The organism is Pseudomonas sp. TE24901 (assembly GCF_054058375.1).
In genome coordinates, this window is record NZ_JBSSAF010000007.1 from 168,453 (window position 1) to 189,593 (window position 21,141).

At 61.7% G+C, this 21,141-nt stretch carries 13 protein-coding genes; 6 read left to right on the forward strand and 7 right to left on the reverse strand.

What is annotated here, in order from left to right; all coding sequences use genetic code 11:
- Positions 1 to 27: 27 nt before the first annotated feature.
- From ligA to ACVWVP_RS16020, 4 genes are all read right to left on the reverse strand, one after another.
- Positions 28 to 2,388 (reverse strand): NAD-dependent DNA ligase LigA, encoded by a 2,361-nt coding sequence (ligA, locus tag ACVWVP_RS16005; RefSeq protein WP_457407094.1) that lies wholly within the window; start codon positions 2,386 to 2,388, stop codon positions 28 to 30.
- Positions 2,389 to 2,475: 87 nt separating this feature from the next.
- Positions 2,476 to 3,342 carry a cell division protein ZipA gene (gene zipA / locus ACVWVP_RS16010; protein WP_178924564.1) on the reverse strand — a complete coding sequence of 289 codons (867 nt, stop codon included), beginning with the start codon at positions 3,340 to 3,342 and terminating at the stop codon, positions 2,476 to 2,478.
- A gap of 259 nt (positions 3,343 to 3,601) precedes the next feature.
- A complete protein-coding gene (smc, locus tag ACVWVP_RS16015; protein ID WP_457407096.1) occupies positions 3,602 to 7,090 on the reverse strand; it encodes a chromosome segregation protein SMC in 3,489 nt (1,162 codons plus the stop codon).
- A gap of 2 nt (positions 7,091 to 7,092) precedes the next feature.
- Positions 7,093 to 7,752: a GntR family transcriptional regulator gene (locus ACVWVP_RS16020; protein ID WP_176996315.1), complete on the reverse strand. Its 660-nt coding sequence runs from the start codon at positions 7,750 to 7,752 to the stop codon at positions 7,093 to 7,095.
- A gap of 280 nt (positions 7,753 to 8,032) precedes the next feature.
- Between ACVWVP_RS16020 and xdhA the strand changes: the two genes are divergently transcribed.
- From xdhA to guaD, 4 genes are all read left to right on the forward strand, one after another.
- Positions 8,033 to 9,481 (forward strand): xanthine dehydrogenase small subunit, encoded by a 1,449-nt coding sequence (xdhA, locus tag ACVWVP_RS16025; protein ID WP_457407099.1) that lies wholly within the window; start codon positions 8,033 to 8,035, stop codon positions 9,479 to 9,481.
- The gene (gene xdhB / locus ACVWVP_RS16030) at positions 9,474 to 11,873 is read left to right on the forward strand and encodes a xanthine dehydrogenase molybdopterin binding subunit (RefSeq protein ID WP_178924572.1); all 2,400 of its coding nucleotides are present in this window, start codon (positions 9,474 to 9,476) and stop codon (positions 11,871 to 11,873) included. Before xdhA ends, xdhB begins: the two co-directional genes overlap by 8 nt.
- Positions 11,874 to 11,988: 115 nt before the next feature.
- Positions 11,989 to 12,828, forward strand: coding sequence for a xanthine dehydrogenase accessory protein XdhC (gene xdhC, locus ACVWVP_RS16035; protein WP_457407102.1), 840 nt, complete (start codon positions 11,989 to 11,991; stop codon positions 12,826 to 12,828).
- A 12-nt stretch (positions 12,829 to 12,840) separates the two neighbouring features.
- Positions 12,841 to 14,145: a guanine deaminase gene (gene guaD / locus ACVWVP_RS16040; RefSeq protein ID WP_178924575.1), complete on the forward strand. Its 1,305-nt coding sequence runs from the start codon at positions 12,841 to 12,843 to the stop codon at positions 14,143 to 14,145.
- Positions 14,146 to 14,301: 156 nt separating this feature from the next.
- Here the strand turns inward: guaD and ACVWVP_RS16045 are convergent, their stop codons facing one another.
- A complete protein-coding gene (locus ACVWVP_RS16045) occupies positions 14,302 to 15,066 on the reverse strand; it encodes a GntR family transcriptional regulator (RefSeq protein ID WP_176996320.1) in 765 nt (254 codons plus the stop codon).
- A gap of 247 nt (positions 15,067 to 15,313) precedes the next feature.
- On the opposite strand from ACVWVP_RS16045, the gene ACVWVP_RS16050 reads away from it, so the two are divergent.
- Positions 15,314 to 16,504, forward strand: coding sequence for a benzoate/H(+) symporter BenE family transporter (locus tag ACVWVP_RS16050; protein ID WP_259172996.1), 1,191 nt, complete (start codon positions 15,314 to 15,316; stop codon positions 16,502 to 16,504).
- A gap of 37 nt (positions 16,505 to 16,541) precedes the next feature.
- Here the strand turns inward: ACVWVP_RS16050 and ACVWVP_RS16055 are convergent, their stop codons facing one another.
- Complete coding sequence (locus tag ACVWVP_RS16055) at positions 16,542 to 16,886, reverse strand: YggL family protein (RefSeq protein ID WP_033900540.1); 345 nt, start codon at positions 16,884 to 16,886, stop codon at positions 16,542 to 16,544.
- Positions 16,887 to 17,124: 238 nt separating this feature from the next.
- Between ACVWVP_RS16055 and dacB the strand changes: the two genes are divergently transcribed.
- Positions 17,125 to 18,585 (forward strand): D-alanyl-D-alanine carboxypeptidase/D-alanyl-D-alanine endopeptidase, encoded by a 1,461-nt coding sequence (gene dacB, locus ACVWVP_RS16060; RefSeq protein ID WP_178924579.1) that lies wholly within the window; start codon positions 17,125 to 17,127, stop codon positions 18,583 to 18,585.
- Positions 18,586 to 18,708: 123 nt separating this feature from the next.
- Here dacB and ACVWVP_RS16065 read toward each other — a convergent pair whose 3' ends face one another.
- A complete protein-coding gene (locus ACVWVP_RS16065) occupies positions 18,709 to 21,093 on the reverse strand; it encodes a sensor domain-containing diguanylate cyclase (protein WP_259172997.1) in 2,385 nt (794 codons plus the stop codon).
- Positions 21,094 to 21,141: the final 48 nt, after the last annotated feature.

Below are 21,141 nucleotides of genomic sequence, written 5' to 3' on the forward strand. Positions count from 1 at the left end.
TCGCCGGCAAGCCGGGCTCCTACAGGGTCAGTCGACGGTGATGTTGTGCTTGGCGAGGAAAGCGACGAAGGCTTCTTCGTCCAGCACCTTCAGGCCCAGCTCGCTGGCCTTGGCCAACTTGGAGCCCGCACCCGGCCCGGCGACCACGCAGTGGGTTTTCGCCGAAACGGAGCCGGCCACCTTGGCCCCCAGGCTTTCCAGCTTGTCCTTGGCCACGTCACGGCTCATCCGCTCCAGGGAGCCGGTGAGCACCCAGGTATGCCCTGCTTCGGGCAAGCCTTCGACGACTTTTTTCTCGCTCTGCCAATGCATGCCGAAGTCGCGGAGCTGTTGCTCGATGGCCAAGGCGCGGTTGGCGTTGTCGGGGTTATCAAAGAAGTCACGCACGGCCTTGGCCTGCTTCTCGGGCAGCGCCTGACGCATGTCGAGCCAATCGGCCTTGATCACACCTTCGAGGCTGCCGAATTTGTCCGCCAGCTTCTGCGCCGCCCCCGGGCCAACGCTCGGCACGTGCAGCTTGTCGAGCAACCCGCCCAAGGTGGTACTGGCGGCGAACTCGGCGCTCAAGTCGCCCTGATCCTGCAACTGCAGGCCGCACTCTTCAGGCGACAGCAATGCACCGATCACTTCCTGGTTATGGCTGTCTTCAAAGAAGCTGTGAATCTCATGCGCCACTTCCAGGCCCACGTCAGGCAAGTACGTCAGCACTTCCGGCAAGGCCTTCTGCACGCGCTCCAGAGACGCCAGGGAGCGCGCCAGCACCTTGGCGGTCTCCTCGCCCACATCGGGAATACCCAAGGCGTAGATAAAGCGCGCCAGGGTCGGCGTCTTGCTGTTTTCGATGGCCGTGATCAGCTTCTTGCTGGAGATATCGGCAAAGCCTTCCAGGTCGATGATCTGTTCGTACTTGAGTTTGTAGAGATCAGCCGGCGAGCCAATCAGCTTCTCGTCTACCAATTGCTCGATGGTCTTGTCGCCCAGGCCGTCGATGTCCATGGCGCGGCGCGAGACGAAATGAATGATCGCCTGCTTGAGCTGTGCCCCACACGCCAGACGCCCGACGCAGCGGTACACCGCGCCTTCGCTGACGGTTTCCTTGCCCTTGCTGCGCTTGACCAGTTGGGTGCGCTCAACATGGGAACCGCACACCGGGCAGCTCTCGGGAATAGGCACCGCGCGGGCGTTTTCCGGACGGCGCTCAAGCACCACGGAGACGACTTGCGGGATCACATCACCGGCACGGCGGATGATCACGGTATCGCCAATCATCACGCCCAGTCGCGCCACTTCGTCCATGTTGTGCAAGGTGGCATTGGACACGGTGACACCTGCGACCTTGACCGGCTTGAGACGCGCCACCGGGGTGACGGCGCCCGTGCGGCCGACCTGGAATTCCACGTCGAGCAGCTCGGTCAGCTCTTCCATGGCCGGGAATTTATGGGCGATGGCCCAACGCGGTTCGCGGGCGCGGAAGCCCAGTTCACGCTGGGAAGCAATGCTGTTGACCTTGAACACCACGCCGTCGATCTCGTATGGCAGGCTGTTACGCCGCTCGCCGATATCGCGGTAGTACTCGAGGCAATCCTGGATGCCCTTGGCCAGCTTCAGCTCGTGGCTGATGGGCATGCCCCACTTCTGCAGCTGTTGCAGGTTGCCGATGTGGGTGTCGCTGATATCGGTGGTCACGCCATAGCAGCAGAACTCAAGCGGCCGACTGGCGGTGATCTTCGAATCCAGCTGACGCAGGCTTCCCGCAGCGGCGTTGCGCGGATTGGCGAAAGTCTTGCCGCCGACTTCCAGTTGCGAAGCATTGAGCCGCTCGAACCCGGCCTTGGACATGAACACTTCGCCACGCACTTCCAGGGTCGCCGGCCAGCCGCTGCCGTGCAGTTTCAACGGAATATTGCGCACGGTGCGCACGTTGACGCTGATGTCTTCGCCGGTGGTGCCGTCGCCACGGGTGGCACCGCGTACCAACTCGCCGTCCTGGTACAACAGGCTGACCGCCAGGCCGTCCAGTTTTGGCTCGCAGCTGTATTCCACCGCCGCGCCGCCGCCGAACAGGTCGCCCACCGGCAGGTCGAGACCTTCGGTGACCCGGCGATCGAATTCCAGCATAGTGGTTTCATCGAATGCGTTGCCAAGGCTGAGCATGGGGATCTCATGCTTGACCTGGGTGAATGCCGACAGCGCCGCACTGCCCACCCGCTGCGTCGGCGAATCCCGCGTGACCAGCTCCGGGTGCTCGGCCTCCAGGGCCTTGAGCTCGTGGAACAGCCGGTCGTACTCGGCGTCCGGAATGCTCGGCTCGTCGAGGACGTGGTAGCGGTAGTTGTGCTGATCCAGTTCAGCGCGCAGTTCGAGGATGCGGGTGTGGGCGGCGGTCATGGGTGTTCTCTCATAAAGCAAAAGAGCAGCCGAAGCTGCTCAATATGTTAGTGCACGGATTCTACAGACAACGCTTAAGATCGAACCTCAGCGTTTCTGTGTCAGGGCGCGACGCTCGAACTCGACGATGCGCTGACGGTAGTGTTCGATGGTCTGGGCGGTCAGGACGCTGCGTTGGTCGTCCTTGAGTTCGCCATTGAGTTCCTGGGACAGCTTGCGGGCTGCCGCCACCATCACGTCGAACGCTTGTTTCGGGTGACGCGGGCCTGGCAAACCGAGGAAGAAGCTCACGGCCGGGGTGCTGAACAGGTCGATGTCGTCCAGATCGAACGTGCCCGGCTTGACCGCGTTGGCCATGGAGAACAGCACCTCGCCGTTACCCGCCATGCTTTCGTGACGGTGGAAGATGTCCATCTCGCCAAAACGCAGGCCGCTTTCCAGGATGTTCTGCAACAGTGCCGGGCCCTTGAAGCCGGCGGCGTCGCGGCAGATCACGCTGATCACCAGCACTTCTTCAGCGGCCGGCTGGTCGTTCACCGACTGGCGCGGCGCGGTGCTCTTGCCAATGTTCTCGTCCGGGAAATCATCGTCGCGGCTGCTGAAGCTCGGGCCTTCATCGACGTCGAGGTTCAGGTCGCCCTGATGCGGCTCGGCGACCGGAGCACTGTTGCGCTTGCCACGCTTGGAGGACGGCTCACGGGCTTCTCGCAGCGGCGCGCTCATCGACGGCAGGTCGTGCTCGTCCAGTTGCGGTTCTTTATGGGTATCCAGCACACGGGGCGGCCCCAGCAGCTCGGCGCTGCCGTCGTCGTCCGGCAGGTTGGACAGGTTTCGGTCCAGGCGGAACTTGAGCTTGCCCTTGCCGCCACGCATCCGGCGCCAGCCATCAAAAAGAATACCGGCAATGACAATAATGCCGATGACGATCAGCCACTCGCGCAGACCGATTTCCATGTAATCCCGTGCCTCTAATAAAAAATGCTGAAAAATAAGGGGTTTAGCACCGTGCAAACCGCTTTAAAACGTGGCGCCAACTCTATGTTCTGACTGACGTTTTGCCCACGCACACGAAAAATTGACATTAAACTAGCACGACCAAAGATAACTTTACACCGTCTGTCAAAATGCCTTGAACAAATATGTCCATTTGCCATATTTCACAGCCGGCTCCATCACCTTACATCCTGCTGAAAATTCTCTTTCAAAGCGTGGTTCAGGATTCCACCATCGCCATCGCTTCTTCCACGTCCACCGCCACCAGGCGCGAACAGCCCGGTTCGTGCATCGTCACACCCATCAGTTGATCGGCCATTTCCATGGCGATCTTGTTGTGGGTGATATAGATGAACTGCACAGTCTGGGACATCTCCTTAACCAGGCGTGCATACCGTCCAACGTTAGCGTCATCCAGCGGGGCGTCAACTTCATCGAGCATGCAGAACGGCGCCGGGTTCAACTTGAAGATCGCAAATACCAGGGCCAATGCGGTCAGGGCCTTCTCGCCGCCGGACAACAAATGGATGGTGCTGTTCTTCTTGCCCGGAGGCCGCGCCATGATCGTTACCCCTGTATCGAGTAGATCTTCGCCCGTCAGTTCCAAGTAAGCGCTGCCTCCACCGAAAACTTTCGGGAATAAGGCCTGTAAACCGCCATTAATCTGATCAAAGGTATCTTTGAAACGATTACGGGTTTCCTTGTCGATCTTGCGGATCACGTTTTCCAGGGTGTCCAGGGCTTCGACCAGGTCGGCGTCCTGGGCGTCCAGGTAACGTTTACGCTCGGACTGCTGCTGGTATTCGTCGATGGCCGCGAGGTTGATCGCGCCGAGGCGTTGGATACGTGCAGCAATGCGCTCAAGTTCTTCTTCGGCTTCTTTCTCGTTGGCCTGGGCGGTCAGGGTATTGAGCACGCCGTGCAGGTCGTAGCCGTCTTCGAGCAACTGGTCCTGCAGGGTCTTGCGGCGCACGGTCAGGGCTTGCCATTCCATGCGCTGCTGTTCGAGCTGGCCGCGGATCAGCTGGGATTGCTGCTCGGCCTGGGTGCGGCGCTTCTCGGCGTCGCGCAGTTCGCGGTCGGCGTCTTCCAGGGCAATCTGCGCGGTCTTGAGTTCTTCGTCGACGGTCATGCGTTTGTCGAGCAGCTCTTCGAGCTTGAGGCGCAACTCTTCCAGCGGCGCTTCGCCCTCCTCCAGGTTGAGGCTCAGTTGCTCGCGCTTTTCGGTGAGGCGTTCGGACTGCATCTCCAAACGCTCGAGGGCCTGGGCCGTGGACGCGTGCTGAGCCTTGAGCGAGCCCAAACGCACCGCCAACTGGTGAGCGTGATCTTTATGCTGACGGGCTTCCTGACGCACGCGGTCAAGGCGCTCGCGCAGGCTGTCGCGCTGGGCCAGCAGCAGTTCGCGCTGCTCGGTGTCCAGCGCCATGCTGTCGAGGGCTTCCTGCAAATGCAGGCGCGCCTCGCCAATCTGTTCGTGTTCCAGGGCGCGCTGCTCGCCCATTTCGGCGACTTCTTCGTCGAGACGGGTGCGGCGCAGGGTCAGTTGCTCGACCTTGGCTTTGCTCGCGGACAGCTGGGCTTTCAGCTCGCCTTGCTGGCGCGCTTCGTCCTGCAATAGGCGGCGCAGGTGTTCGCGGCCGGTCTCTTGCTGGCGCTGGGTGGCGCGCAGGGTTTGCAGCTGGGTTTCCAGACCTTCAAGGGTGGCTTCGCGCTCTTCACGCTCGGCGATCAGGTTGACGATCTCCTGGCCCCGGGCCAACACGCCGCTCTCTGCTTCACTGGCGCGACGCACCCGCAGGAAGTGCCGGCCGACCCAATAGCCGTCGCGGCTGATCAGGCTTTCACCAGCCCCCAGTTGACCGCGCCGGGCCAGCGCCTGCTCCAGCGAATCCACCGGTTTGACTTGACCCAGCCACGGCGACAGGTCAATCGCTGCTTCAACCTTATCCAGCAAGCTGCCCGGTACTCGCATACCGTCCGCCGCAGGGCTGAGCAAACGCAAGTCACCCTGGGCAAAACCCGACAGGTCGAACCCGCCAAAATCATCCACCAGCACCGCTTGCAGGTCAGCACCCAGCACGGTTTCCACCGCCAGCTCCCAACCCGCTTCCACTTTCAAGCCTTCGGCCAGGCGCGGGCGCTCGGCCAGGTGCTGGTCGCGCAGCCATTCGGCGGTGCCGGTGCCGGGGTCCAGCGCGGCCTGCTGCAAGGCTTCAAGGGACGCCAGGCGCCCGTTCAAGCGCTGCAGATCACCCTGGGCCTGCTGCTGGGCCTGGGTCGCCTGTTGCAGTTGCTGACGCAGTTGCTCCAGGCGCTCCACTTGTTGTTCTTCGCTGGCTTCCAGCTCTTCCAGCGTCATTTCGCTTTCGGCCAGCTGCTCGCTCAGTTCCATGATCGCCGCGTCTTCCGGGTCGGCAGACAGCAACGCACGCTCTTCCTGCATGCGGCGCTGGCGCTCGGCCAGGCGCTCCATGCTGGTTTCCAGTTGCTGGATGCGCGACTGTTGCACCTCAGCCTGGCGGCGCGGCTCGGCGGATTGCAGGTTGAAGGTGTCCCACTGCTCCTGCCAGCCGTGCATGGTGGTTTCGGATTCTTCCAGGGCGGCGGCGGCCTCTTCGGCAGCGGCGCTGGTGACTTCCTGCTCGGGGGTGAGCATGTCCAGCTCTTCGCCGAGGGTCAGCAGCAAGGTGCGGTCATGGCCCAGGTGGGATTCGGTCTCCAGGCGCGCGCGTTCGGCTTCTTTCAAATCATCCTGCAACTGGCGCAGGCGCTGCTGGCCGTGCTGGATGCTTTGCTCGACGCGGGCAATGTCGCCGCCCACCGAATAAAAGCGGCCCTGCACCAGATTGAAGCGCTCGGACAGGTCATGGTGACCGTCACGCAGGCGCTCGATGCTGGCGTCAGCGTTGCGCTGCTCGGCCACCAGGGCCTCAAAGCTGATTTCCTGGGTGCCGATGATTGCTTCGCGCTGGCCCACCTGATCATTCAGCGCCTGCCAGCGCAGGGCCGACAGTTGTGCCTTGAGCTGGCGCTCTTCGCCCTTGTATTCCTGATACTTCTCGGCGGCCTGGGCCTGGCGGTGCAGGCGCTCCAACTGGCGCTCCAGCTCTTCGCGCAGGTCGGTGAGGCGAGCGAGGTTTTCATGGGTACGGCGAATGCGGTTTTCGGTCTCGCGGCGGCGCTCCTTGTACTTGGAGATGCCGGCCGCTTCCTCGATAAAGTTGCGCAGGTCTTCGGGCTTGGCTTCGATCAGCTTGGAGATCATGCCCTGTTCGATGATTGAGTAGCTGCGCGGGCCCAGGCCTGTGCCGAGGAAAATATCGGTAATGTCCCGACGGCGACACTTGGTGCCGTTGAGGAAGTAGCTGTTCTGGCTGTCGCGGGTCACTTTGCGGCGGATGGAGATTTCCGCGTAGGCCGCGTATTCGCCGATCAAGGTGCCATCGGAGTTATCGAACACCAGTTCGATGCTGGCCTGGCTCACGGGCTTGCGGCTGGTGGAGCCGTTGAAGATGACGTCGGTCATCGACTCGCCACGCAGGTTTTTCGCCGAGCTCTCGCCCATCACCCAGCGGACGGCGTCGATGATATTCGACTTGCCGCAACCGTTGGGCCCGACCACCGCCGCCATGTTACTGGGGAAGTTCACCGTGGTCGGGTCGACGAAGGATTTGAACCCCGCCAGTTTGATGCACTTGAGCCGCACGTTTAGGCGTCCGCCAACGCAGCGATGACCAGCGAGCAACTGCGCTGGCCGTAGGCCGAGAGCACTTGGCGGATCTGCACCAGGTCACGGGCGAGCACGGCGGCGAGCAGTTGCTCGAACAGCGTCAGGTACTCGCTCATCGACGCCTTGCGCTGATCCAGCGCCAGGTAATAGGCGCGGTTCATCGCCGGTTGCAGGTTCTCGACGGTTTCCTGCAGGTACGGGTTATTGGCGAAGGGGTACGCGGCGCGCATCACGTTGAAGCTTTCTTCAACGAACGCGCGGATGTCCTGGCGCTCGAAACTCGCCACCAGGCGCTGCTGGATCTGCAGGAACGGGCCCATGTCGGCCTGGGTCTGCCAGCCTTGGGCCACGGCGTTGCCCAGCAGGATGTACAGCTCGCCCATCAAGGTACACAGGCTCTGCACCTTGTGCGCGGTGAGCTCGGTGACGTGGGCGCCACGGCGCGGCAGGATCGCGATCAGGTGGCGGCGTTCGAGGATCAGCAAGGCTTCACGCACGGAACCACGGCTGACGTTGAGTGCCAGCGTGACCTTCTGTTCCTGGATCCGCTCCCCAGGCTTGAGATCGCCGCGAATGATACGTTCGGCGAGGTGGTGAGCAATTTGCTCGGCGAGACTGTCCGGCGCCTTGAACGTCATGTTTTCCCTTCAAAATCTTCTATCGGTACAAGCGCGGCAGTGTAGCGCATTGGCCCGCTGATGGCGCTACGCCCACCGTGGCGAATTTGGCATGAAATAAGCAGCACTGAAAAGCCAAAAGCCCCTGAAAACGCCGGTTCCAGAAGACTGGACCATAATTGAAAGTGTTGCGACTGCATTTTCTTGACCTTCCGGTCAGAAAATCATTGACCGAAAAGTCAGAGATGACTAGATTCGGCGCAAAGCGGTTAACAACAATAATGAGTCTGCGAGGCCTTCCGTGATCCAGTTTTTACTTAACAGGGAACTCCGTAGCGAGCACGCCCTGGACCCCAACCTGACGGTGCTCAACTACCTGCGCGAGCATTTGGGCAAATCCGGTACCAAGGAAGGCTGCGCCAGCGGCGATTGCGGTGCCTGCACCGTGGTGGTCGGCGAGCTGCATACCGATGCACACGGCGTCGAGCAGATCCGTTACCGCAGCCTCAATTCGTGCCTGACCTTTGTGTCATCCCTGCACGGCAAGCAACTGATCAGCGTCGAAGACCTCAAGCACCAGGGCCAACTGCACAGCGTGCAACAGGCCATGGTCGAGTGCCACGGCTCGCAATGCGGCTTTTGCACCCCGGGTTTTGTGATGTCGCTGTTCGCCCTGCAAAAGAACAGCGATGCCCCCGACAGCCAAAAGGCCCACGAAGCCCTGGCCGGCAACCTGTGTCGGTGCACCGGCTACCGGCCGATCCTGGCCGCCGCCGAACAGGCGTGCTGCAACAAACCGCAGGACCAGTTCGACAGCCGCCAGGCCGAAACCATCGCCCAGCTCAAAGCCATCGCGCCGACGCAAACCGGCGAACTCAACAGCGGCGACAAGCGCTGCCTGGTGCCGCTGACCGTCGCCGACCTGGCTGACCTCTATGACGCCTATCCGCAAGCCCGGCTATTGGCGGGCGGTACCGACCTGGCACTGGAAGTCACTCAGTTCCACCGCACGCTGCCGGTGATGATCTACGTCGGCAATATCGACGAGATGAAGCGCATCGAAGACTTCGACGACCGCCTGGAAATCGGCGCCGCCGCCGCCCTCTCCGACTGCTACGCCGCGCTGCACCACGCCTACCCGGACTTCGGCGACCTTCTGCACCGCTTCGCCTCTTTGCAGATCCGCAACCAGGGCACCCTGGGCGGCAACATCGGCAACGCTTCGCCCATCGGCGATTCGCCGCCGCTGCTGATCGCCCTCGGCGCGCAGATCGTGCTGTGCAAAGGCAATACCCGCCGCACCCTGGCGCTGGAAGACTACTTCATCGACTACCGCGTCACCGCCCGCCAGGACAGCGAGTTCATCGAGAAGATCATTGTGCCCAAGGGCCACGCGCTGTTCCGTGCGTACAAGGTTTCCAAGCGCCTGGACGATGACATTTCCGCCGTCTGCGCCGCGTTCAACCTGAAGCTCGACAACGGTGTGATCAGCGATGCCCGCGTGGCTTTTGGCGGCATGGCCGCCATCCCCAAACGTGCGAAGCACTGCGAAACCGTGCTGATCGGCGCGACCTGGAACGCTGCCACCGTGGAAAAAGCCTGCGCCGCCCTGGCCGAAGACTTCACCCCACTGTCGGACTTCCGCGCCAGCAAGGAATACCGCCTGCTCAGCGCCCAGAACCTGCTGCGCAAATACTTCATCGAGCTGCAAACGCCACACATCGAGACTCGGGTGACCGCTTATGTCTAACCATCACGCCGTCGTTAAAACCCAGGCTGAACTGGCCGAGCTGTTCGCCCAGGACCTCACCTCCGGTGTGGGCCGCAGCGTCAAGCATGACAGCGCCGCCAAGCATGTGTCCGGTGAAGCGCAGTACATCGATGACCGCCTGGAATTCCCCAACCAGTTGCACCTGTATGCACGCATGTCCGACCGCGCCCATGCGCGCATCATCAGCATCGACACCGCGCCCTGCTACGCCTTTGAAGGCGTGCGCATTGCCATCACCCACGAAGACGTGCCGGGCCTGAAAGACATCGGCCCGCTGATGCCCGGCGACCCGTTGCTGGCCATCGACACCGTGCAGTTCGTTGGCCAGGTGGTGCTGGCGGTGGCGGCCCGCGACCTGGAAACCGCACGCAAAGCGGCGATGGCCGCCGTGATCGAATACGAAGACCTGGAGCCGGTGCTGGACGTGGTCGAGGCGTTTCGCAAGAAGCACTTTGTGCTCGACAGCCACACCCACCAGCGCGGCGATTCGGCGGGCGCATTGGCCACGGCAAAAAACCGTATCCAGGGCACCCTGCACATCGGCGGCCAGGAACACTTTTACCTGGAAACCCAGATTTCCTCGGTAATGCCCACCGAAGACGGCGGCATGATCGTCTACTGCTCCACACAAAACCCCACCGAAGTGCAGAAGCTGGTGGCCGAAGTGCTGGACGTGTCGATGAACAAGATCGTCGTGGACATGCGCCGCATGGGCGGTGGTTTTGGCGGCAAGGAAACCCAGGCCGCCAGCCCCGCGTGCCTGTGTGCGGTGGTTGCACGCCTCACCGGCCAGCCGACCAAGATGCGCCTGCCGCGCGTCGAAGACATGCTGATGACCGGCAAGCGCCACCCCTTCTATATCGAATACGACGTGGGTTTTGACGACAACGGTCGCCTGCACGGGATCAACCTGGAACTGGCAGGCAATTGCGGCTGCTCGCCGGACCTGTCCAACTCGATTGTCGACCGGGCCATGTTCCACTCCGACAACTCGTATTACCTGGGCGACGCCACGGTAAACGGCCACCGCTGCAAGACCAACACCGCGTCCAACACCGCCTATCGCGGCTTCGGCGGCCCGCAAGGCATGGTCGCCATCGAAGAGGTGATGGACGCCATCGCCCGCCACCTGGCGCTGGACCCGCTGGCGGTGCGCAAGGCCAACTACTACGGCAAGACCGAGCGCAACGTCACCCACTACTACCAGACCGTCGAGCACAACATGCTCGAAGAGATGACCGCCGAGCTGGAAGCCAGCAGCCAATACGCCGAGCGCCGCGAAGCGATCCGCCTGTACAACGCCCACAGCCCGATCCTGAAAAAAGGCCTGGCGCTGACCCCGGTGAAGTTCGGCATTTCGTTTACCGCCAGCTTCCTCAACCAGGCCGGTGCGCTGATTCACATCTACACCGACGGCAGCATCCACCTGAACCATGGCGGCACCGAGATGGGCCAGGGTTTGAACACCAAGGTCGCGCAAGTGGTGGCCGAAGTGTTCCAAGTGGAAATCGACCGCGTGCAGATCACCGCGACCAACACCGACAAGGTGCCCAACACCTCGCCAACCGCCGCTTCCAGCGGTGCCGACCTGAACGGTAAGGCCGCACAGAATGCTGCCGAAACCATCAAGCAGCGCCTGGTGGAGTTCGCCGCGCGCAAATACGACGTGAGCGAAGCGGATGTGCAATTCCACAACGGCCATGTGCGGGTGCGTGACCAGATCCTGACGTTCGAGGCGTTGATCCAGCAGGCGTATTTCGCCCAGGTCTCGCTGTCGAGCACCGGCTTCTACAAGACCCCGAAAATCTACTACGACCGCAGCCAGTCACGGGGTCGGCCGTTCTACTACTTCGCCTTTGGCGCAGCGTGCTGCGAAGTGATCGTCGATACCCTGACCGGCGAATACAAGATGCTGCGCACCGACATCCTGCATGACGTGGGCGCCTCGCTGAACCCGGCCATCGACATCGGCCAGGTGGAAGGCGGCTTCATCCAGGGCATGGGCTGGCTGACCATGGAAGAGCTGGTGTGGAACAACAAGGGCAAGCTGATGACCAACGGCCCGGCCAGCTACAAAATCCCGGCCGTGGCCGACATGCCCCTGGACCTGCGGGTGAAGCTGGTGGAGAACCGCAAGAACCCGGAAGACACGGTGTTCCATTCCAAGGCCGTGGGCGAGCCGCCGTTCATGCTCGGGATTGCCTCGTGGTGCGCGATCAAGGATGCGGTGGCGAGCCTGGGCGACTATCGCCATCAGCCGAAGATCGATGCGCCGGCGACGCCGGAGCGGGTGTTGTGGGGGTGTGAGCAGATGCGGCAGTTGAAAGCTGCATCGCCTGTGGAAACTGAAACCGAGATGGCTTCGCTTTAGACCGGGGCGCTGCTTTCGCGAGCAAGCCCGCTCCCACATTTGAAATGCATTCCCCTGTGGGAGCGGGCTTGCTCGCGAAGACGGCAGAACTGACAACAGAGATGTTGAGGTGAACATGAACAACTGGATCAGCGCCCTCGCCGACCTGCAGAACCGCGGTGAACCCTGCGTGCTGGTGACCATCATCGAAGAACTCGGCTCCACGCCACGCAACGCCGGTTCCAAAATGGTGATCAGCGCCTCGCAAACCTTCGACACCATCGGCGGCGGCCACCTGGAATACAAAGCGATGCAGATCGCCCGGGACATGCTCGTGCGTGGCCAGCAGAACACCCACCTGGAGCGCTTCAGCCTCGGCGCCAGCCTGGGCCAGTGCTGCGGGGGCGTGACCGTGTTGCTGTTCGAACCCATGGGCCAGGTGCAGGCGCAGATCGCCGTGTTTGGCGCCGGCCACGTGGGGCGCGCACTGGTGCCGTTGCTGGCGAGCCTGCCGTGCCGGGTGCGCTGGATCGATTCCCGTGACCAGGAGTTTCCGGAACATATCCCGCAAGGCGTGCGTAAAATCGTCAGCGAAGAGCCGGTCGATGAAATTGCCGACCTGCCGGTGGGCAGTTACTGCATCGTGATGACCCACAATCACGCGCTGGACCTGGAACTCACCGCCGCCCTGCTCAAGCGCAACGACTTCGCCTACTTCGGCCTGATCGGTTCGAAGACCAAGCGCGTCAAGTTCGAACATCGCCTGCGTGATCGCGGCTTTGACGCCGCGCAGCTGCAACGCATGCGTTGCCCCATGGGCCTCACCGAGGTGAAGGGCAAATTGCCGGTGGAGATCGCTATCTCCATCGCCGGCGAAATCATCGCCACCTATAACGCCAATTTCGGCCAGCACACCGCCAGCGCCGAACCCATTGCCAAACTGCTGCCGGCGTCACGCCGCAGCCAAGCCATTTGAATTGAGATCACCATGCCTTTGACTCGCAAAGCCTACCGTGCCGCCCTCCTGCACAGCATCGCCGACCCTGCGCAAGTGGGGATCGAAGCCTCCTATGAGTACTTTGAAGACGGCCTGCTGGTGATCGAAAACGGCCAGATCAGCGCCATCGGCCATGCCGGTGATTTGTTGCCGACATTGCCCGCCGACATCGAAGTCACTCACTACCAGGACGCACTGATCACCCCCGGCCTGATCGACACCCACATCCACCTGCCGCAAACCGGCATGGTCGGCGCCTACGGCGAGCAGTTGCTGGATTGGCTCAACACCTACACCTTCCCGTGCGAAAGCCAGTTCGCCGACAAGGCCCATGCCGAGGAAGTCGCGGATATCTTCATCAAGGAACTGTTGCGCAACGGCACCACCACCGCACTGGTGTTCGGCAGCGTTCACCCGCAGTCGGTGAATGCATTCTTCGAAGCGGCCGAGAAACTCGACCTGCGCATGATCGCCGGCAAGGTGATGATGGACCGCAACGCGCCGGACTACCTCACCGACACCGCCGAAAGCGGCTACCAGGAAAGCAAGACACTGATCGAACGCTGGCACGGCAAGGGCCGCCTGCACTACGCGGTCACCCCACGCTTTGCGCCGACCAGCACGCCGGAACAACTGGCACTGGCCGGGCAATTGCTGGGCGAATACCCGGACCTGTACATGCAGACCCACATCAGTGAGAACAAGCAGGAAGTCGAGTGGGTGAAGGAACTGTTCCCGGAGCGCAACGGCTACCTGGATGTGTACGACCACTACAAACTGCTCGGCGAGCGCTCGGTGTTTGCCCACGGCGTACACTTGTGTGACGACGAATGCGCGCGCCTGGCAGAAACCGGCTCGGCGGTTGCGTTCTGCCCTACGTCGAACTTCTTCCTCGGCAGTGGCTTGTTCAACCTGCCGATGGCGGAAAAACACAAACTCAACGTAGGCCTGGGCACCGACGTGGGCGGCGGCACCAGCTTCTCGCTGCTGCAAACCTTGAATGAAGCGTACAAGGTGATGCAGTTGCAGGGCGCGCGGTTGAGCCCGTTCAAGTCGCTGTACCTGGCAACCCTGGGCGGTGCCCGTGCGCTGCGCTTGGAAGACAAGATCGGCACGCTGCAGCCGGGCACCGATGCGGACTTCCTGGTACTGGATTACAACGCCACGCCGTTGCTGAGCTATCGCTTGAAACAGGCGAACAACATCGCCGAGACGTTGTTTGTGTTGATGACGCTGGGGGATGATCGGACGGTGTTGCAGACGTATGCGGCGGGGCAGCTCGTACACCAGCGCTAATTTCAGGTACACCACAAAACCCAATGTGGGAGCGGGCTTGTGTGGGAGCTGGCTTGCCTGCGATGCAGACACCTCGGTCTTTCTGTTAGACCCAGGTGATGCCATCGCAGGCAAGCCAGCTCGCACACAAGCCGGCCCCCACATTTTTTATTGGGCTCAGAGTTTGATCGAGGAGCGCCCTGGCTTCTTGGTCTGCAACAGGTGCGAAAACACCGCATGCAAATCATCCGACGCGCTCTCTTCATCGAGGTTGAGCTTGCTGTCGATGTGATCCATGTGGTGCATCATCAAATCCACCGCCAGCACCGCGTCCCGCGCTTCGATCGCATCGATCAACTGGGTGTGTTCATCGTAGGAGCAGTGCGAGCGGTTGCCGCTTTCGTACTGGGCGATGATCAACGAGGTCTGCGACACCAGGCTGCGCTGGAAGCTGATCAACGGCGCGTTCTTCGCCGCTTCGGCCAGCTTGAGGTGGAATTCGCCGGAAAGACGAATGCCCGCACCGCGATCGCCCCGGGAGAAACTGTCGCGCTCGTCGTTGACCATCTGGCGCAGTTCGGCCAGTTGCTCGGCGGTGGCGTGCTGCACCGCCAGCTCGGTGATCGCGCGCTCCACCAGACGCCGCGCCATGAACACCTGGCGGGCCTCTTCGACACTCGGGCTGGCAACCACGGCACCGCGATTGGGCCGCAGCAGCACCACGCCTTCATGGGCCAGGCGCGACAGCGCACGGCGAATGATGGTGCGGCTGACGCCAAAGATTTCGCCCAGTGCCTCTTCACTCAATTTGGTACCGGGTGCCAGGCGTTGTTCAAGGATCGCCTCGAAGATATGCGCATAGACGATATCGTCCTGGGTTCCGCTGCGACCGGCCTTGCCAGCTCGCGGTTGTTTCTTGAGAGGTTGCAACTGTTCGTTCATGGGCACTCGGGTTTGGAGAACGGCGGCGAATTGACGGTAATGCGGCAGCTTTATCGTAATACGGCAACAGCGTGTCGCTGGCAAGTATCACCTAAAACCAGGGCACATTGTACACAACCGGTTGCGCCAACACACTGTACGGCTGTTTGCGGTGTCGGCTGTATTGCAATGAGTGGTTACGTTTGAGTTTAGGCTTGAATCCGCGCCTTCATCGGTAAAAAGCCTCAGGTAAAAGGAACACCTCGCCATGACACACGCCACCCAAGCGCCGTTGCGCCCGTTGGCCGACACTTCGCCGTCCGCCGTCGTGGCCGGTTTCATCGCCATGATGACCGGCTACACCAGCTCCCTGGTGCTGATGTTCCAGGCCGGCCAGGCGGCTGGCTTGACCACGGCGCAGATTTCCTCGTGGATCTGGGCGATCTCCATCGGCATGGCAGTGTGCAGCATCGGCCTGTCCCTGCGCTATCGCACGCCGATCACCATTGCCTGGTCCACCCCCGGCGCGGCGCTGTTGATCACCAGCCTGGGCGGCGTGAGTTATGGCGAAGCCATCGGTGCCTACATCACTTGCGCGGTGCTGGTGACGATTTGCGGGCTGACCGGCAGCTTTGAAAAACTGGTCAAGCGTATCCCGGCATCGCTGGCGGCGGCCTTGCTCGCCGGCATCCTGTTCAAGATCGGCAGCGAGATCTTCGTCGCCGCGCAGCATCGCACCGGCCTGGTGCTGGGGATGTTTTTCACTTACCTGGTGATCAAGCGCCTGTCGCCGCGCTACGCGGTACTGGCCGCATTGGTGATCGGCACCGCACTGTCGGGGCTGATGGGGTTGCTGGATTTCAGCGGCTTTCACCTGGAAGTGGCGACGCCGGTGTGGACCACCCCGCACTTCTCCCTGGCCGCCACCATCAGCATCGGCATCCCGCTGTTTGTGGTGGCCATGACCTCGCAGAACATGCCCGGTGTTGCCGTGCTGCGCGCTGATGGCTACACCGTGCCGGCCTCGCCGCTGATCACAGCCACCGGCTTGGCTTCCCTGGTGCTGTCGCCCTTCGGTTCCCACGGCATCAACCTGGCGGCGATCAGCGCGGCCATCTGCACCGGCCCCCATGCCCATGAAGACCGCAACAAACGCTACACCGCAGCGGTGTGGTGCGGTGTGTTCTACGGGATTGCCGGGGTGTTTGGCGCTACCTTGGCGGCATTGTTCGCCGCCTTGCCCAAGGAACTGGTGCTGTCGATTGCAGCCTTGGCGCTGTTTGGCTCGATCATCAATGGCTTGAGCATTGCCATGAATGAGCCGAAGGAGCGGGAAGCGGCGCTGATCACCTTTATGGTCACCGCGTCTGGCTTGACGCTGTTCTCCATCGGTTCGGCGTTCTGGGGGATTGTGGCGGGGGTGTTGACGCTGCTGATTCTGAACTGGCGCAAGGCATAAAAAAACGGCGACCCTCAGGTCGCCGTTTTTTTGAGTATCACTTAGCCGCGTTGATCGGCTTTTCCGGATACCACACGTCCAGCAGCGGGCTGACTTCAGCGCTTTTCAGTTCGCTGCGGCCTTTGAGCCAGCTTTCAACAGCTACGCGCTGCTCTTCGTTGACCGAGCCACGCTTCTGCAGGCAAACCAGACCGAAGTCATCGCCGCCAACATAGCCCAGGCCATTGGCTTCCATGGCTTCTTTAATGAATGCTTCGAGGAAAGCGTCGGTCGCTTCTTCACTCAGGTCTTCTTTGAAGTCCAGGTTCAGTTCGAAACCCAGCTCTTGAAATTCATCAACGCACAGTTTTTTGCGCAGACGCTGGGAACGGTTAGTCGCCATTGGAACAATCCTCTTAAGTAATAACGGGCGGCACTTTAGCAGTTTAAGGCGGCGATTGCCCGACTCTCTGGGACAGGCGGCCATTGGCCCGCAAAAAAAACGCCCAATACCAGCTATCGTTCAGCTACAAGTGGATCCACCTTGGGGCATAATGCCGACACTTTCATGACCATTGAGGGATTTTTCCTATTTACCCCTCGCCTTTTTCACCCTCCTCAGCAGTAGGGTTTTACTTCTTATGATCAAATCTTTGCGTCCCTTTTTGCTTGCCAGTGTTCTCCTGCCCCTGGCCTTTTCCGTCACCGCCGCCCCGATCAACAACACGCTGCCGCCGAATGTCCAACAGGCCCTGCAGAAAGCCAAGATTCCCAACACCTCCCTGTCCCTGGTGATGCTGCCGCTCAACGGCCCCGGCACCCCCACCGTGTTCAACGCCGACGTGTCGGTCAACCCCGCCTCCACCATGAAGCTGGTCACCACCTACGCCGCCCTGGAAATGCTCGGCCCCAACCACCAGTGGAAAACCGAGTTCTACACCGACGGCACCCTCAGCGGCGGCGTGTTGCACGGCAACCTGTACCTCAAGGGTGGCGGCGACCCCAAGCTGAACATGGAAAAGCTCTGGCTGCTGATGCGTGACCTGCGTGCCAACGGCGTGCAGCAAGTCACCGGCGACCTGGTGCTGGACCGCGGCTTCTTCAACCAGCCGCAATTGCCGGAGTTCAACGACGACGGTAACGACGAGAACAAGCCGTTCCTGGTCAAGCCGGACGCCCTGTTGGTCAACCTCAAGGCCCTGCGCTTCGTGACCCGCAACGATTCGGGCCGGGTGATCGTGTCGGTCGAACCGCCGATTGCCAGCATTCGCATCGACAACCAGGTGAAAGTCTCCAACGCCAAGCAGTGCACCGGCGACGTACGCTACAACCCGGTCACGGCGGCCGATGGCAGCGTCACCGTCACCGTCAGTGGTCAACTGGGCGATGGGTGCAGCTCGCAGACCTACCTGTCGCTGCTTGACCACGCCACCTACACCGCCGGCGCCGTACGCGCGATCTGGCAGGAACTGGGCGGCACCATCCAGGGCCGCGATATCCAGGCGCCTGTGCCCAAAGACGCGAAAGTGCTGGCCCGCGCATTCTCGCCGGACCTGGCCGAGATCATCCGCGACATCAACAAATACAGTAACAACACCATGGCCCAGCAGTTGTTCCTGAGCCTGGGCGCGCAGTTCCGCAACGATGCCGACGGCGACGACGCCAAGGCTGCGCAACGCGTGGTGCGCCAATGGCTGGCGAAAAAAGGCATCACCGCGCCGCACCTGGTGATGGAGAACGGCTCCGGCCTGTCCCGCGCCGAACGGGTCAGCGCCCGTGAGATGGCGGCCATGCTGCAAGCGGCCTGGAAAGGGCCTTACGCGGCGGAATACATCAGCTCGCTGCCGATTGCCGGCACCGACGGCACCATGCGCAAACGCCTGAAAACCACGGCCATGCGCGGCGAAGCCCACGTGAAGACCGGCACCTTGAATACCGTGCGCGCCATCGCCGGGTTCAGCCGTGACAACAACGGCAACAGCTGGGTGGTGGTGGCGATCCTCAACGACTCGAAACCGTGGGGCGCTTCGTCCGTGCTGGATCAGGTGTTGCTCGACCTGTATCGCCAGCCCAAAGCGGTGGCCGCCGCCCCGGTCCTCTAGGCAACACGCAACACCCAGTGGGAGCAGGCTTGCTCGCGAAAGCGGTGGATCAGTCGATACATCTGAGACTGACACTGCGTATTCGCGAGCAAGCCCGCTCCCACAGTTGTCATGCGTCGAGGATCAGGCGCTCAGCCGTTCAGCCTCCACACGGTCCCGACCCGCCTGCTTGGCCATATACACCGCCGAATCCGCGCGCAGCAACAGCCCATCGATGCCTTCATCGACCCGCCAACTGGCCACGCCAAAGCTCGCGGTCACCACCCCAACCGACTCCATCGGCACACTGCGCAAGGCCTGCCACAGTTCCATCGCCAGGCTGTAGGCCTGGCCTGCATCGGTGTTGGGGCACAGCACCACAAACTCTTCGCCCCCCAGGCGGCAGAACACGTCGGTGCGGCGCAGGCGCTGGCTGATGCGCTTGCACACTTCCTGCAATACACCGTCGCCCACTCCGTGGCCGTGCTGATCGTTGATGCGCTTGAAGTGGTCAATGTCGAGCATGATCAACGACAACGCCCCCGAGGTGCGGTTGAGCCGGCTCATCTCGGCCTTGAGGCGATCCTGGAAATAGCGCCGGTTATGGATGCCGGTGAGGGAGTCGGTAATCGAGAGCGCACGCAACTCCTCCTCCACCCGCTTGAGGTCGGAAATGTCCGACACATAGCCATGCCACAACGTACCGCCGCCCGGCAGTTCTTCTGGCGTCGCTTCACCCCGAATCCAGCGCAGGCCGCGTTGCGGCAACAGCACGCGATACTCTTCGCGCCAATGGCTCAACTGCAAGGCTGACAGGCGAATCGACACCCGCACCCGCTCTGCGTCCAGCGGGTGAATGCGCTCGAACACCTTGCTCGCGTCCTGCTGCAGCACCCCCGGCTCGATTTCATAGATATCGCGCATGCCATCGCTGGCGTAGATGAAACGCCATTGGTCCTGGGGTTCCAGGGTGAATTGGAAGATCCCGCCGGGCACATGAGCGCTGAGCTTTTTCAGCAGGCGGTCGCGTGCGGCCAAGGCTTCGTAGGCGCGTTTCTGCTCGGTGACATCCAGGTAGATCGCCAAGTGCCCGATCCACAGGCCATGGTCATCCAGCAATACCGTACCAAGCATATTCACGGTCAGTTGGCTGCCGTCCTGGCGCAGCAGCGTCCACTCCCTGGCCTCGTGCAGATTGTCCGGGCTTTCCACCAGCATCGCCTGGCTTGGGGGAATGCGTTTGCCCAAGGTCACGCTCAAGCTGGCGGCGCGTGCGTCCAGCTCCGATGCCAGGTGCAGGCTTTCCAGGGTCATGCGCCCCAGCACCGCGTCAGCCTTGAACCCCAGCATCTGCTCGGCACCGGCGTTAAAGGTATTGATCACCCCACGCAAATCCGTGGCGATGATCGCGACCTGGGTGGCGGCGTTCAGCACACTGCGCAATTGCCCGTGTGCGCCCCGCAATTCCTGCTCACGCAAACGCAATTGTTCAGTGCGCTGCTCGACCATCTTCAGCGCCCGCTGGCGCTGGCTGACCAACACATAAAGCAAGGCACTGAGCAACAGGCTAAGCAGCCCGCCCATGGTCAAGATGGTGCTCAGGGAGGAGTGATTGGCCAGGTCGAACACCTGGCTCGCCCGCAGGTTCAGGGCATAGACATGATCGCCCAGGCTGAGACGGCGCGCGGCCGTAAGATCGCTGTCGCCCACCGCGTTGCTGGAAGCGTAGAGCACGCGTTGCTGGGTGTCTGAAGTGTCGATGATCTGCATCACCAGGTTGTCGCGGTTCGGCTTGGGCAAGCCGTCGGCAACCAGTTGGCGCATGCTGATCACCGCCATCACAAAACCGAAGGGCTCGGTTTCCGATAGCTTGCTGACCGGCGCCACCAGCAGCACGCCGGCAGCATAAGCGGGCTCAACGCCCACCAGTTGCATGGGCTGGGACACCGCAGGCTTGCCAGTCTTTTGTGCACGTTCAAGGGCCGAACGCCGCAGGGGTTGGGCCAGCAAGTCAAAGCCCAGGGGCGAACCGAGCAGGCTCTGGGTCTGGCTGTACAACACCGGTACGTATTCATCGCGCTCGGCAGCGGGAGCCAGGTCGCCCGACGAGTTCAGCTCCCGAATGCTGAAAGGCGTGCCGCGCTGACGGGAGATTTCCTGTTCAAACTGGCTGCGTTGGTCGCGAAAAATCCGAGGCGCCCAGGCATAGGCCCGAGCGCGCAACAGCAGGGGTTGGGCGAAGCCGTCAAACTCTTCGCGGGAGACATCATCGGAGTTGACGAAGAAACGCCGCAGGCTGCCCAGGCGTTGTTCCTGGTCCTCGAAGCGCTCTTGAAGACGGGTGTAGCGTTCGTTGACGAGCAGCTGGAAACGTTGGCGAACCTGCTGTTGATAGAGGTCGGCAGCCGCCCACGCGATGATGGCCGTCAGCGCGCAACCGGCCAATAACACCACCAATGCCACCAGCCAAGCCGACGCCTGCTCACTGATAAAGCCAAGGATTTTCGGGCGGACGGCTTGCATCGGCATAGGCAACACTCACAACGCCAGCGTGCGGGGGGTGTCACTTTGGCTAGG

Coding starts and splice junctions, on each gene's coding strand:
- ACVWVP_RS16020 (WP_176996315.1), bottom strand. CDS start 7,752: ATGACGTTCAAGGCGCCGGACAGTCTCGCCGAGCAAATTGCTCACCAC.
- ACVWVP_RS16050 (WP_259172996.1), top strand. CDS start 15,314: ATGACACACGCCACCCAAGCGCCGTTGCGCCCGTTGGCCGACACTTCG.
- xdhB (WP_178924572.1), top strand. CDS start 9,474: ATGTCTAACCATCACGCCGTCGTTAAAACCCAGGCTGAACTGGCCGAG.
- ACVWVP_RS16055 (WP_033900540.1), bottom strand. CDS start 16,886: ATGGCGACTAACCGTTCCCAGCGTCTGCGCAAAAAACTGTGCGTTGAT.
- zipA (WP_178924564.1), bottom strand. CDS start 3,342: ATGGAAATCGGTCTGCGCGAGTGGCTGATCGTCATCGGCATTATTGTC.
- dacB (WP_178924579.1), top strand. CDS start 17,125: ATGATCAAATCTTTGCGTCCCTTTTTGCTTGCCAGTGTTCTCCTGCCC.
- guaD (WP_178924575.1), top strand. CDS start 12,841: ATGCCTTTGACTCGCAAAGCCTACCGTGCCGCCCTCCTGCACAGCATC.
- ACVWVP_RS16045 (WP_176996320.1), bottom strand. CDS start 15,066: ATGAACGAACAGTTGCAACCTCTCAAGAAACAACCGCGAGCTGGCAAG.
- xdhC (WP_457407102.1), top strand. CDS start 11,989: ATGAACAACTGGATCAGCGCCCTCGCCGACCTGCAGAACCGCGGTGAA.
- ACVWVP_RS16065 (WP_259172997.1), bottom strand. CDS start 21,093: ATGCCGATGCAAGCCGTCCGCCCGAAAATCCTTGGCTTTATCAGTGAG.
- ligA (WP_457407094.1), bottom strand. CDS start 2,388: ATGACCGCCGCCCACACCCGCATCCTCGAACTGCGCGCTGAACTGGAT.